The sequence below is a fragment of the Pantoea sp. SS70 genome, assembly GCF_029866845.1.
Classification (GTDB): domain Bacteria; phylum Pseudomonadota; class Gammaproteobacteria; order Enterobacterales; family Enterobacteriaceae; genus Pantoea; species Pantoea leporis.
On the sequence record NZ_CP117200.1, the window covers coordinates 143,254 to 157,161 of the forward strand.

The window sequence follows — 13,908 nt, forward strand, 5'->3', positions numbered from 1 at the left end:
TCTAATCCCTTCCTCCGGCTTACCGGGTTGTCGTCAGCGATTTCTGACGTCGGGCCTTTTTGCGCCTGCAACTTATGAGTAAGCACATGAGCACTTTACTGTCCGCCCACGCTGTCGGTTTCGATAACGCCTTCGGTACGCTATTTCACGATATCCATTTCAGCCTGAAAAAAGGCGATCGCATCGGTTTGCTGGGTGATAACGGCACCGGTAAAAGCACCTTATTGAAAATTCTCAGTGGTGAACTTGAAGCCAGCCACGGCAGCGTTACGCCGGCTAATCACTGTTTACTGGCGCGCATCGAGCAGCATCTGCCAGCAGAACTGCACAACGCGTCGCTGCTGGATGGCGTGATGGCGCGCTTGCCGGAACAAGCCGATCGCTGGCGCGCCGAAGCGCTGCTGGGCAGCCTGGGTTTTACCGCTGAGCATCAAACGCAAACTGCCGCAACGTTAAGTGGCGGTCAGCATATGCGCCTGCTGCTGGCGCGCGCGCTGATCCTGCAACCGGATCTGCTGCTGCTCGATGAACCCAGCAACCACCTCGATTTGCCAACGCTATTGTGGCTGGAGAATTTCCTCAACGGCTGGAGCGGCAGCTTCGTGCTGGTTTCCCATGACAGCACCCTGCTCGATCGGGTGACTAACTGCAGCTGGATTCTGCGCGATCGCGGTCTGCAATTCTTCCGTCTGCCCTGCAGCGCGGCGCGTCAGGCGCTGATCGAGCAGGATGACGCTGACACGCAGCGTTATCAGGCCGAGCAGAAAGAGATCGAACGCGTAGAGAAAAGTGCCAAACGTCTGGCGATCTGGGGCCGCACTTACGATAACGAAGGTTTGTCGCGCAAAGCGCAGCAGATGGAGAAACGCGCCAATTGGTTGAAAGAAGCACAAACCACGCTGAGCGAAGGATCGCTATGGCGGCTGCAGCTGCAAGGTGAAGCGCTGGATGCCGATCGCGTGCTGGCATTGCCGCAGATGTCGATTCGGCCGGCCGATGACGCACCTGCACTGTTTTCACTACCAACGCTGCAGGTGAAAAGTGGCGATCGCGTAGCGATCGTTGGCCGCAACGGTTGCGGTAAATCGTCGCTGCTGCGCCATTTGTGGCGTGAATTTCAACAAGCAGATAGCGCGCTTTTTCATCCCCGCGCGCGCCTCGGTTATTACGATCAAAGTCTGCATCAGTTGCACGATGCGGAAACGTTAAGTGATGCGCTGGCGCATTTTGCGCCGCTCAGCGATGAGCAGCGCAAGATGGCGTTGATCGGTGCGGGTTTTCCGTATCTGCGTCACCAGCAGCTGATTGGATCACTGAGCGGCGGCGAGCGCTCGCGTTTACTCTTTGTGGGGCTGACGCTGGCGCGCTATTCACTGCTGCTGCTCGATGAACCCACTAACCATCTGGATATGGTAGGGAAAGAGGAGCTGGCGGAGGCGCTGAATCAGTTCGAGGGCGCGGTGTTGCTGGTGTCGCACGATCGTCAGTTAATCGCCAACAGCTGCAATCGTTTCTGGCTGATAGAGGACCAGCAACTCAGCCAGTGGCACGATTTTGACGCGGTGACCGAGCGCCTGCGTGCTGAACAGGTGATATCCATGTCTGAGGTTGTTGCACCTGCGGCGACGGAAAACGCGTTGGATGAAGATGCTTTGCTGCTGGCGTTATTAGAGGTGGAAAGCAAACTGGATGAGGATCTGGCGCGTAAGCCGAAGCATCAGAAACCCGCGTTGCAAGCGCAGTGGCGTGAGGAGATCGCGAAGCTGAAAACCCAGCTCGATCTGTAAATCGGTAGTGAACCGGTCGCCATAAATGACGTAATGCCGCTCAGTTAAGCGTCGTATCAAATCACCGCACCTTCCGTAGCGGCGCGATTTATCGCGCAATAAATTGCGCCGCTACAATATGTGCTCTGGGTGATGAGAGGTTTCGTGGCTTAACTGACAAACATTACGTCATAAATGGCGACCCTACGCCCAATCAGTGACTCAGATACGCTGTAAACAACCCAGCCGCCCTTTCTATTCGGAAAACTTTAATCATTTTTCAACCAGCGCGCATTACCCAGATAAATCCGGCGAATTTTCTCCAGTTTGTTCCCTTAAGTGATTATGATTCTCGCTTCATATAAGGGACGCTTATGCTCAATATCTCAAAAAAGTGGCTATTCGCTACGCTCGCTGCCGTCATTCTCCTGCTGTTGATCTGGCATTTCGCCGGTTCACGCCATAAACCTAACGCGGTGGTCACCGCCGAAGTGCGTCAGGGAAATATCGAAAACGTGATTGCTGCCACCGGCAAAATGGATGCGGTTGAACGCGTCAACGTCGGTGCGCAGGTTTCTGGTCAGGTGAAAAAGCTCTATATCAAATCTGGCGATAGCGTCAGCAAAGGCCAGCTAATCGCCGAAATTGACGATCAACCGCAGCGCAGCGATTTGCGTAACGCGCAGGCGGCGCTGAGCGTGGCGCAGGCCGATTTGGAAACCCGCGAAGCCGCGCTGGTGCGACAGCAAGCGCAATATCAGCGCTTGCAGCAGATGATTAAAACCAATGCGATCTCGCGTCAGGATTTTGATACCGCCGAACAAGAGTGGCGCAGTGCACGCGCCGAGCTAACCGCGCAAAAAGCGCGCGTGATTCAGGCGCAGATTGAGGTGGATAAGAAGCAGCTCGATCTCGGTTATACCCGCATCATGGCGCCAATGGACGGCACGGTCATCGCCATCGTCACTAAGCAAGGTCAAACGGTGAACGCGGTACAAACCGCGCCAACCATCGCCAAGCTGGCGCAGCTCGGCACCATGACGATTAAAGTGCAGATCTCCGAAGCCGACATCAACAACGTGCAGCCAGGCCAGCAAGCGTGGTTCACCACCTTCTCCAATCCAGACAAGCGCTACAACGCCACGCTGCGCAGCCTCGAACTGGCGCCGGAATCGGTGATGAAAGATGACGCGCTGATGGGCAACAGCGAAAGCACGCCAGCCAGCAGCACCAACGCCGCAGTCTATTACAACGCGCTGCTGGATGTGCCAAACCCCGACAACGCGCTGCGCATCTCCATGACGGCGCAGGTCAACCTGCTGCGTGATTCCGCCAAAGACGCTTTGCTGGTGCCGGTGCAGGCGACGAAGAAAGACGCGGATGGCAAAACCTACGTGGAAATCCCCGATCAGGATAACCAGCCGGTCAAACGCATCATCACCACTGGCATCACTGACAGCGTTGATATTCAGGTGCTGAGCGGTTTAAAAGTCGGCGAGAAAGTGATCCTTGCTACGCAGACGGCGGGCGCTGACGAGGTGTTGATGTGAATATCATCGAACTGAAAAACATCCAGCGCAGCTATGTTAACGGTTCGCAATCTCTGCATGTGCTGAAAGACATTAACCTGAGCATTGCTAGCGGCGAGCTGGTGGCGATTATCGGGCCGTCCGGTTCGGGTAAGTCGACACTGCTGAATATTCTTGGCTGCCTGGATGCGCCGGATAGCGGCGACTATTTCATCAGTGGCCAGAACACCGCCACGCTGTCGCCGGATGCGCTGGCGAAAGTCCGTCGCGAGCATATCGGCTTTATCTTCCAACGTTATCATCTGATGCCGGATCTCAGCGCCTTGAGCAACGTCGAGATTCCATCGATCTACGCCAATCTGCAGGGCAAAGCACGGCTGCAGCGCGCGGCGGATCTGCTGGCACGTTTAGGTTTACAGGGCCGCGAACATCACAAACCGGGCGAGCTATCCGGCGGCCAGCAGCAGCGCGTCAGTATCGCGCGCGCGCTGATTAACGGTGCCGAAATTATTCTTGCCGATGAACCGACCGGCGCGCTGGATTCGCATTCCGGCGAAGAGGTGCTGCGCATCCTACACGATCTCAATCGCGAAGGTCACACGGTGATCATCGTCACGCACGACATGAAAGTGGCGCAGCACGCCGATCGCATTATTGAGATTCAGGACGGCGAGATTTTTGCCGACAGCGGCCGCAAACAGGATGCAACCCGCGCGCAATATGTCCCCGCCGCGCCTAAAAGCCAGAGCAAGCTGCGCGGCTTGCTCGATCGCTTTCGCGAATCATTGCGCATGGCGCTGAATGCCATGAACGCGCATCGGCTGCGCACCGCGCTGACCATGACCGGGATTATTTTTGGCATCGCGGCGGTGGTCACGGTGGTGGCGCTCGGCCAGGGCGCGCGGCAAAAAACGCTGGAGAGTATTTCCGGGCTCGGCACCAATGTGGTGTCGATCTATGCCGGTGGTGATTTTGTCGAGGATGAAGCGCATCCGGTGCTGACGCTGGTGATGGCCGATGTCGACGTGATTGGGCGTCAGCAGTTTGTCGCAGCGGTCAGCCCGGAAATGATCGCCAATCAGCCGATTCGCTATCTTTCCAACGCGTCCAAAACCTCGGTGTACGGCGTCGGCAAAGCGTATTTCCAGATTCAGGGCATTAAATTGCTGGAAGGCAGCAACTTCAGCGATGAACGCCACGCGCGTCAGGAGATCATTATCGATACCAACACGCGCAACAAACTGTTTGGCGAACACGGGGAAAGCCCAATTGGCAAGATGATCGTGCTGGGTTCGGTGCCGGTGCGCGTGATTGGCGTGGCGGATAATAACGATGGCATGTCGCCCAATCGCCTCAGCGTGTGGCTGCCGTGGAGCACTGTGATGTATCGCATCAGCGGGCAAACCGCGCTAACCAGCATCAGCATTAAGCTGAAGGACGATGTGGTGAGCGGCCCGGCGGTGGAATCGCTGACGCAACTGCTAACCGCGCGTCACGGCAGCAAAGATTTCCTGGTGTTCAACCGCGACAAATACCGCAAAGCGATTGAAGATGCCGCCGCGACGTTAACGCTGTTGATTCTGCTGGTCGCCTCTATTGCGCTGATGATTGGCAGCATCGGCGTGATGAATATCATGCTGGTGTCGGTAACGGAACGTACCCATGAAATCGGCGTGCGCATGGCGGTGGGCGCACGGCGCGGCGACATCATGCAACAGTTTATGATCGAAGCAGTTTTAGTCTGTCTGGTGGGCGGATCGCTCGGCGTCGCGCTGGCGCTGGTGATTGGACCGATTATCAGCCTGCTGGCGGGCGGCATGATTACCGCGATCTTCTCATGGCAATCAGCAGGCGCGGCCTTTGCCTGCTCCACCATTATCGGCATGATTTTTGGTTACCTGCCGGCGCGCAAAGCCGCACGCATGGATCCGGTGGCGGCATTGGCAAGCGAATAACTGAAATATCGCTTTAATCTATTAGCACTGTTCCGTAGCGGCGCGATTTATCGCGCTCTTTTGACCTTTTTACTTGTGTAAAAACGCGCAATAAATCGCGCCGCTATGGATTTGCCGTTTTACATCAACATCGGCAAGGTCGCCGTTGCTGTCTGCTGGCTGGCCGCCTGATACCGGGCATCATGCGTCATCAACTCGTTAATCAATACTTCCACCAACATCATTGCACCCACTTTACCGCTCAGCGCACCAGCGTTGAACGGGCCTTCCGGCCGCGCAGCCACTAACAGCATATCGGCTAAGCTGCCCATCGGGCTGCGCAGCGTGTTGCTCAGCATCAGCACGCGCGCGTTTTGCTTCTTCGCCACCTTAACCACATGCATTACATCTTTAGTCGAGCCGGAAGCGGAGATGGCGATCACCAAATCGCCCTCTCTGAGCGTCGAGGCATTCATCGCCGCGCGATGCATATCACCAAACAGCTGCGCCGATTTACCTAAGCGCAACAGGCGATAGTGCAAATACTCACCGGTAATCGCGCTGGCCGCCACGCCGTAGATCTGGATAGTTTTAGCCTGATGCAGCGCTTCCACCGCGCTCTGAAGCACCTCGCGGTTAATGAATTTCCCGGTATCGCGCAGCGCCTGCACCGTTTCCTCCACCAGCATGTCGATGCTGTCACCGCTAGCGACGGCGGCGGGCTGATTGTGTTGCACATCCAGCGCCAGCGCCATTTTGAATTCGGTATAGCCTTTGCAGCCGAGATGACGACACAGCCGCGTCACGCTTGCTTCGCTGGTGTCGGTCTCGCGCGCTAATTCAGTGATGGTGAGATACAGCACTTTCTGCGGGTCGGTGAGGATGAAATCGCCCAGCTTTTGCAGCGTCGGACTGTAGCCCGGCAAGCCCTGGCGCAGGTGCAGCAAGATGTTTTCGTTGTCCGTCATGGCGGCCTCTTCTTCACGACATTATGGCGCACAGTGTGCAGCAGATTAGGGCATAAGTGAAAGCTATCACAATAATGATGGAAATTTTCATCTTATGAATGAGATTGTGATAATAATTTTCACCACAAAATCACTTCAGGGATAAAAATTTATGTCATCACTGTTCAGCGGTGCCTCTTCAGGGGGTTGGTTTGAAAAAGCCCAGCGGTTTGGTAAGTCGTTCATGTTACCGATCGCCGTGCTACCGGCGGCCGGTTTGCTGCTGGGCATTGGCGGCGCACTTTCCAATCCCAACACCGTCAAAGCCTATCCATTCCTCGATGTCGCCTGGCTGCAAGGCATGTTCACCATCATGGCGAGCGCCGGATCGGTGGTGTTCGCCAACCTCGCGGTGCTATTTGCGGTTGGCGTAGCGGTAGGATTGGCCAAAAGCGACAAGGGCACCGCAGGATTGGCCTCGCTGCTGGCTTATCTTGTAATGAACGCCACCATCAATGCGCTGCTGACGCTGACCGGCGTGCTGGCGCAGGGCAACCTTAGCGCGGTGGGACAAGGCATGGCGCTCGGCATTCAGACGCTGGAAACCGGCGTATTTGGTGGCGTGGTGATCGGGCTGGTGACGGCCATGCTGCATAATCGCTACAACAAAATCGCCCTGCCGCAATTCCTTGGCTTCTTTGGTGGCTCGCGCTTCGTGCCGATTATCAGCTCCTTCGTCGCCATTCTGGTGGGTGCGGCGATGACCATCGTCTGGCCGCATTTCCAGAAGCTGATTTTTGGTATGGGCGGATTGGTGGATGCCACCGGTTATTTCGGCACCTTTATTTACGGCTTTGTACTGCGCATGCTCGGCCCGTTCGGCCTGCATCACATCTTCTATCTGCCGTTCTGGACCACCGCACTCGGCGGCAGCGAAGTAATCAACGGACATCTGGTGGAAGGCACGCAGCGCATCTTCTTCGCCCAGCTTGCCGATCCCCACACGCAACAATTCTACATTGGCACCGCGCGCTTTATGTCCGGGCGCTTCATCACCATGATGTTTGGCCTGATCGGCGCGTGTCTGGCGATGTACCACACCGCTAAGCCGGAAAACCGTCAACGCGTGGCCGGATTGCTGCTGTCGGCGGCGCTGACTTCTTTCCTTACCGGCATCACCGAACCGATTGAGTTCTCGTTCCTGTTTGTCGCGCCGGTGCTGTATGTCATCCACGCGCTGTTTGATGGGCTGGCGTTTATGATCGCCCACATCCTGCACATCACCATCGGCCAAACCTTCTCGGGCGGCCTGATTGATTTCATTCTGTTCGGCGTATTGCAGGGCGAAGCGAAAACCCATTGGTGGTATGTCCCGCTGATAGGCGCGCCGTGGTTCCTGCTCTATTACTTTACTTTCCGCTTGCTGATCACCCGCTTCAATTTCAAAACGCCGGGTCGCGAAGACGTCAGCGTTGAAACTGTGCCGATGGTCGCCGGAGAACGTCCACTGCAGGTGATCGCGGCTTTAGGCGGCAAGCAGAACATCGCCGAACTGGATTGCTGCGCCACCCGTCTGCGCATCACGCTCATCGACAGCAGCAAACTCGATGAAAACGCATTGAAAGCTACCGGCGCACGCGCCGTGATCCAACGTGGCAAAGGCGTGCAGGTGATTTATGGCCCGCACGTCACCATTATCAAAAATGAAGTAGAGGAGTTACTCGCGCTATGAAAGCACCGATGCTGGCCCAGATTCAGGGGAAACTGGTGGTCTCGTGTCAGGCTCTGGAAGATGAGCCGTTACACAGCCCGTTTATTATGTCGCGCATGGCGTTAGCGGCGATGGAAGGCGGAGCGGCGGCGATTCGCGCCAACAGCCTGATCGACGTACAGCAGATTATGCAAACCGTGGATTTGCCGATTATCGCCATTATTAAGCGCGACTATCCCGGCAGCGATGTGTATATCACCGCGACGCTGCGGGAAGTGGATGAGTTGATGGTGGCGAATCCGGCGATGATTGCGCTGGATGCCACGTTACACACACGTCCCGGCGATTTGCAGTTGCCGGCGTTGGTGGCAGCGATTCGCCAACGCTATCCGCAACTGTTGCTGATGGCGGACATCGCCACGGTGGAAGAAGCGCGTCAGGCGGCGCAATTAGCTTTCGATTGTGTCGGCACCACGCTGCACGGCTACACCGCAGAAACGCAAGGCTGCTATTTGGCCGCCGATGATTGCCGCTTCCTGCGTGACGTATTGGCTGCGGTAAAGGTGCCGGTGATTGCCGAGGGGAATGTTGAAACGCCGGAAATGGCGGCGCATTGTCTGGCGCTGGGCGCGCATGCGGTGGTGGTCGGCGGCGCGATTACGCGTCCACAGCAGATAACGCGCCGCTTTGTGAATGCCATCAATTAATTTTTGAGGTGCCCATTAGGCACCTCGCCTAAGGTTATCCACAATCCCCGTGCGTAGAGTCGCCGTTAACCTGTGGATAAAACTCGCCTCGCACCACACCGCGCCCGATGCGCGCAGGCGGTTATTTTTCGCACGATTGTGAATCTCAAACACGCTAACACACTTGATGCGTTAGCGTGTTTGGGTGAGTCAGTATCCGGCGTTAAACCGAATCTTCTTTTTCGATCACTAATACGCGCGCTTCGCCTTGCGGGTGCGCAACATGCTCGGTGCCGATGCTGGCGTAAAAAATGTCGCCGCTATTCAGCAGCACTTTCTTCACCTCACCTGCTTCGCGGTAATGCATCTCTACCACACCATCCAGCACCGCAAACACTTCCTCGCCATCATTGATGTGCCACTTGTAAGGTTGATTGGTCCAGTGCAGACGCACGCTGGTGCCGAAGAAGTTGGCGATGTCTAACGCATCCCAGGCTTTTGCGGGAGAGAAGTTTTTGCTGACGTAGATTTTCATGCGATATCCGTGTAGGGGAGAACTGCGTTGATGATACACACAGCCCGGGCGTGCGGCGGGACATGCGCAGGCCATTTACGGACATTCAGATACAACAAAGCCGCCCGAAGGCGGCCTTAACACAACTGCTTGTGCAATTAACTTATTTGTATAACTCGGCAGTCATGTGTACGCGGTTGTTAGTGTTGGCTTCAGTAATTTTATACTGAGCGCCCTGCTCTTGCGCCTGCGCTGCGATTTTCGCTTCTGCACCATCCAGAGTAGAAGACTCAACAGATATACTCTGTGCAAAGCTAGCAGCAGACATCATTGAAAGAGCAGCAACAGCGGCGATAGACAGTGTTTTGATAGTTTTCATGGTCATAATCCTTAGTGGTTTAACGAGAAGGCTGTGTGCCTTCGATGAGAATAATAATAACCTAGGTTATCGTTTCAATATTAACCATTAGTGCGATCACGATAACTTACGTAACTGTACAGTTACTGCGTTATATCGACAAAAAAGGCCGCCCGTAGGCGACCTGTTCTGGCACATCCGTATGCAACCATCCGTTATTTGTAAAGTTCTGCGGTCATATGTACGACGTTGCCGTTGCTCGCTTCTAAAATTTTGTACTGCTCACCATTCTGTTTTGCCTGCGCAGCGATTTTCGCTTCAGCACCATCCAGAGTCAGCGAGGTTGCTGAAACGGTCTGTGCGAAGCTGGCAGCAGACATCAGTGAAAGAGCGGCGGCAGCGGCGATAGTCAGAGTTTTGATAGTTTTCATGGTCGTATTCCTTTGGTTGTTTGATTTGAAAGCTGTGCGCCTTCGATAGAAACAATGATAACCATTGAAACTATTATCAGATTAACTATTAGTGCGATCACAGTTAATCAACTCACTATCACTATGCCAGCTCGAGCTCGGTGATGACCTTTTTGACTTTTGCCACATCCATAAGCGCTTTAGCGGTGCGCGGAAACAGTCCGCCGCACACGGAATACCACACTTCACAACCGGCGGTTAGGCCTGCTGCGGCAAAGACATCAGAAACAAAAATGCCCTCTTACGAGGGCATGGATTATCGCTACAAGTCGGGGATTATTTCAGCACGATGCGCGCAATCTGATCCTGGCCTTTGGTTGAGGAGTCTTTGTTGAACTCCGCTTTCAACGTGACATACAGCGTGTTGTTGTCCGGGCCAATCAGCAGGCTGTTTGGATTGTTATCAAACGACCAGCTGTTTTTCACCGCGTAAGTGGTGGCATCCAGCTGCAGCACTTTCTTCGATTCGCGCTGGCTGATGTAGATCTCATTACGCTTAGCGTTGAATTTAATCGCTAGCGCATCACCTTCAATACGCTTGATCACTTTCCCAGTGCGCTCATCAAATACCAGCGTGGCTTTGCCTTTTGAGTCATCGGTTACGAACAGGCGGCCGGTCGCCGGATCTTCCGCCATGTTCAGGAACAGATACTCTCTACCGTCGCCGGCGGTCCAGCGCTTCTCAATTTTGTGGGTGCGTGGATTGATCACCAGAATTTCGCCCGCGCCGTTGGTCGCGTAAATGCGCTCAGTCAGCGGGGAATAGATGATGCCGGTTACCCATTTGCCTGCATTCTTGATGGTGGCTTTCAGCTTGAAGGTTTCCTCATCAACCACCGAGATATAACCCGGATCGGCTACGCGACCGACATACAGCTCGTTGCCGTGCCACAGCACTTCACGCGCGCCCGCCGGATAACCTTCTTTATCTTTCTTACCTGGGAAGACTAAACGTTCCAGCACTTTGCCGCTCTGCGCATCCACTTTAGAGATAGCGCCATCCAGCGAGTTTGTGGTGTAGAACACGTTGCCGGCTTCATCGATCGCCGTACCAAAGTTTTTCAAATCGGTATGCGTAACGCCTTTGGTTTCCAGTGTGGTTGGGTCGAGACGATAAATTACACCACCGTTAACGTCTTTAAAGCTCTGCGCGCTGGCAACGTATAACGCTTTCGCAGCAGGCGAATACGCCATTTCATACAGGCCATCGCCCAGCGTGCGCTGGGTCAAAGAAGTATCAACTGGCTTGGCAGCGGCGGCTGGCGCTTCGGCTTTTTTCGCCGGAGCCTGACAAGCGGTCAGGCTGAATGCAGCGACGATCGCTGCCGCTACGGCGGCTTTGCGCGGGCTAAATAACGATTTCATGCTCAACTCCATCAATGGATGAACGGCTCCGTTACGCGCGTACGCGTACGGAAAATACAAGAAGAATGAGAATCATACGCATTAGCATAAACTTAGCAACTTTCTCGACGATCTTCCTTACGTTGCCGTAGATCGATTCCAGCATGCCGCACACCTTTCTTTACTAAAAACGTCCAAATATCGCCTGAAAAAATAGGAAAACGTGAGCAATTAACAGGTTATTTTCACCCGTAAGCCATTGATTCATAACTTACTTACACATTATTACAATTACAGTTGCAACCTTCCGCAGATTCTTTAAAGCAAATGATTATCATTGGCTTTCTCAATAAATACGCAGTGGCGGTTTGCGTGCCTTATCTTCTGCCCTTTTGGGCGAATGAGTCACGACGTAAACGATAAAAAACGAAGCAAAACAGCTTCCTATAACACGCGTTTCAACAGGAAATTTTATGTCTGGCATTAGGAAAACCTTTAACGTCTCACTGCTGGCGGTGACGATTCATGCCCTGTTTACGCCAAGCCCGGCGCAGGCAGCTAGCGATTCGCCGCAGGATTTGGTGGTCGAGGCATCCGCAACCGGCGACAGCGATAACAATGAAAAGCAGGATTACGCGGTAAAAACCACGCGAGCGGGCACTAAGCTGTTGCTGACGCCACGCGATGTACCGCAATCGATGAGCGTGGTAACGCAACAGCGCATGCAGGATCAGAACCTGCAATCGGTGAACGATGTGCTGACCAACGCCACCGGCATCTCGACCAATCTGATCGACAGTGAGCGCTCGGAATATTATTCGCGCGGCTTTAAAGTCACCAACTTCTCGTTCGATGGCATCCCGACCTCGGTTAATGACGCCTGGAACTACGGCGATGCCGCTTCTGATACCGCCATTTACGAGCGTATTGAGATCGTACGCGGCGCCACCGGATTGATGACCGGCGCGGGCAGCCCGTCAGCCTCGATCAACATGGTACGTAAACACGCCGACAGTAAAACCTTTACCGGTACGGTCAGCGCCAGCTACGGTAGCTGGAACAAACAGCGTTATGTTGCGGATCTCTCAGCACCGCTAAACCAGGATGGCAGCCTGCGCGGACGCGTGGTAACCGGTTACAGCGATGAAGACAGCTGGCTCGATCGCTACCACAAAACCAAAAAATTCCTCTACGGCGTGATTGATGCCGACATCACTGAGCACACCACGCTGTCGCTGGGCTACGACTACGAAGATGCTAATACCGGCAATCCAACGTGGGGCGGCTTGCCGATGTTCTACAGCAACAACGCCACCACGCATTACGATCGCAGCCTCAACTCCGCCGCCAACTGGGCGCGCTACAACACCAATTCGCGCAAAATATTCGCCGACATCGATCATAACTTCGATAACGGCTGGAACATCCACGTCAACGGCACGCACGCCGAGAACACCTTTAACGATAAGCTGCTGTATGTGATGGGCAGCGCCGATCAGGACAGCGGCGAAGGCACCACCGGCTTCGGCAGCATGGATCGCGGTAAACGTCAGATGGATTCGTTCGACGGCTACGCCAGCGGTCCGTTTGAGCTGTTAGGTCGTCAGCATCAGTTAATGGCGGGCGTGAGCTACAGCCGCCAGCACAACGCCACTTACAGCCAGGATGGCGTTACCGATCTGGAAAACTACAACATCGCCTCAAACGATATGGGCATTTTCAATAACAGCTGGAACGGCAACATTGCCGAGCCGCAGTGGCAAGGTTGGTATCAGAATGCCGACGATACCATTCGCCAGAAATCGGCTTATACCGCCGCACGCTTCTCGTTGGCCGATCCGCTGTCGCTGATTATTGGTGCGCGTTACACGCAGTGGAGCACCAACGGCAGCAGCGGTGATATGACGAACAATAACACCACGCCGTACGCTGGTTTGGTGTACGACATCAACGATACCTGGTCGGCGTACGGCAGCTATACCTCGATCTTCCTGCCGCAAACCGATCGTGACATCAACGGTAAATACCTGTCGCCGGTAACCGGCAAAAGCTATGAAACCGGTCTGAAGTCCGCCTGGTATGATGGTCGATTAACGGCGACGGTGGCGGTATTCCGTATTGAGCAGGACAACGTCGGTCAGGCGATTAATGGCGTCTACCTGAGCGGCAACGAACAGGCTTATGCGCCCGCCAAAGGTGCGGTCAGCAAAGGTGCGGAGTTTGAGCTGAATGGCGCGCTAACGGATAATCTGCAGCTGACGTTCGGTGCCACACGCTACGTGGCGCGGGATAAAGAGGGACGTTTCAACAGCTATCAGCCGCAGACTTCCTTTAAGCTGTTTACCCGTTATCAGCTGCCGATGTTGCCGGATCTCACGGTTGGCGGCGGCATCAACTGGCAGAACCGCGTGTTTGAAGATGCCACCAATGCCAGCGGCGATAGCGTGCGTGTTTATCAGGGCAGCATTCCGCTGGCTTCGCTGTTTGCGCGCTATCAGGTGACTAAACAGGTGGCGGTGCAGGCGAACGTCGATAACCTGTTTGATCGCGAATATTACAGCTACATGAACAGCTACGTTTATGGCGCACCGCGCAGTGTTTCGATGAGCGTTTCGTATCAGTTTTAATTAAAGTCTCAAGGTGCGCATT

At 54.6% G+C, this 13,908-nt stretch carries 11 protein-coding genes and 1 pseudogene; 6 read left to right on the forward strand and 6 right to left on the reverse strand.

Annotated elements, in window-relative coordinates:
• Positions 1-86 precede the first annotated feature (86 nt).
• From PO881_RS20270 to PO881_RS20280, 3 genes are all read left to right on the forward strand, one after another.
• The gene (locus PO881_RS20270; RefSeq protein ID WP_192413144.1) at positions 87-1,787 is read left to right on the forward strand and encodes an ATP-binding cassette domain-containing protein; all 1,701 of its coding nucleotides are present in this window, start codon (positions 87-89) and stop codon (positions 1,785-1,787) included.
• 353 nt (positions 1,788-2,140) lie between these two features.
• The gene (locus PO881_RS20275) at positions 2,141-3,316 is read left to right on the forward strand and encodes an efflux RND transporter periplasmic adaptor subunit (RefSeq protein ID WP_110866794.1); all 1,176 of its coding nucleotides are present in this window, start codon (positions 2,141-2,143) and stop codon (positions 3,314-3,316) included.
• Entirely contained in the window at positions 3,313-5,250 is a 1,938-nt protein-coding gene (locus PO881_RS20280; protein ID WP_192234685.1) for a MacB family efflux pump subunit, read from the forward strand. The genes PO881_RS20275 and PO881_RS20280 overlap by 4 nt, the downstream gene beginning before the upstream one ends.
• A gap of 119 nt (positions 5,251-5,369) precedes the next feature.
• Here the strand turns inward: PO881_RS20280 and PO881_RS20285 are convergent, their stop codons facing one another.
• Positions 5,370-6,197 carry a MurR/RpiR family transcriptional regulator gene (locus PO881_RS20285; protein WP_271460491.1) on the reverse strand — a complete coding sequence of 276 codons (828 nt, stop codon included), beginning with the start codon at positions 6,195-6,197 and terminating at the stop codon, positions 5,370-5,372.
• A gap of 151 nt (positions 6,198-6,348) precedes the next feature.
• Between PO881_RS20285 and PO881_RS20290 the strand changes: the two genes are divergently transcribed.
• On the forward strand, positions 6,349-7,908 hold the full coding sequence (locus tag PO881_RS20290; protein ID WP_280173190.1) for a PTS transporter subunit EIIC: 1,560 nt from the start codon (positions 6,349-6,351) through the stop codon (positions 7,906-7,908).
• On the forward strand, positions 7,905-8,594 hold the full coding sequence (locus tag PO881_RS20295; protein WP_101761682.1) for an N-acetylmannosamine-6-phosphate 2-epimerase: 690 nt from the start codon (positions 7,905-7,907) through the stop codon (positions 8,592-8,594). The genes PO881_RS20290 and PO881_RS20295 overlap by 4 nt, the downstream gene beginning before the upstream one ends.
• A gap of 202 nt (positions 8,595-8,796) precedes the next feature.
• On the opposite strand, the gene PO881_RS20300 is transcribed toward PO881_RS20295, so the two are convergent.
• From PO881_RS20300 to PO881_RS20320, 5 genes and pseudogenes are all read right to left on the reverse strand, one after another.
• Positions 8,797-9,108, reverse strand: coding sequence for a cupin (locus PO881_RS20300; protein ID WP_192413150.1), 312 nt, complete (start codon positions 9,106-9,108; stop codon positions 8,797-8,799).
• A 142-nt stretch (positions 9,109-9,250) separates the two neighbouring features.
• Complete coding sequence (locus tag PO881_RS20305) at positions 9,251-9,466, reverse strand: YdgH/BhsA/McbA-like domain containing protein (RefSeq protein WP_110866788.1); 216 nt, start codon at positions 9,464-9,466, stop codon at positions 9,251-9,253.
• 194 nt (positions 9,467-9,660) lie between these two features.
• Entirely contained in the window at positions 9,661-9,876 is a 216-nt protein-coding gene (locus PO881_RS20310; protein WP_007890154.1) for a YdgH/BhsA/McbA-like domain containing protein, read from the reverse strand.
• Positions 9,877-9,997: 121 nt separating this feature from the next.
• Positions 9,998-10,120: pseudogene (locus tag PO881_RS20315) on the reverse strand (dihydrodipicolinate synthase family protein); the annotation flags it as partial.
• Between the two features lie 71 nt (positions 10,121-10,191).
• Positions 10,192-11,280 carry a YncE family protein gene (locus PO881_RS20320; protein ID WP_255527759.1) on the reverse strand — a complete coding sequence of 363 codons (1,089 nt, stop codon included), beginning with the start codon at positions 11,278-11,280 and terminating at the stop codon, positions 10,192-10,194.
• A 452-nt stretch (positions 11,281-11,732) separates the two neighbouring features.
• On the opposite strand from PO881_RS20320, the gene fhuE reads away from it, so the two are divergent.
• A complete protein-coding gene (gene fhuE, locus PO881_RS20325; protein WP_280173191.1) occupies positions 11,733-13,886 on the forward strand; it encodes a ferric-rhodotorulic acid/ferric-coprogen receptor FhuE in 2,154 nt (717 codons plus the stop codon).
• Positions 13,887-13,908 lie beyond the last annotated feature (22 nt).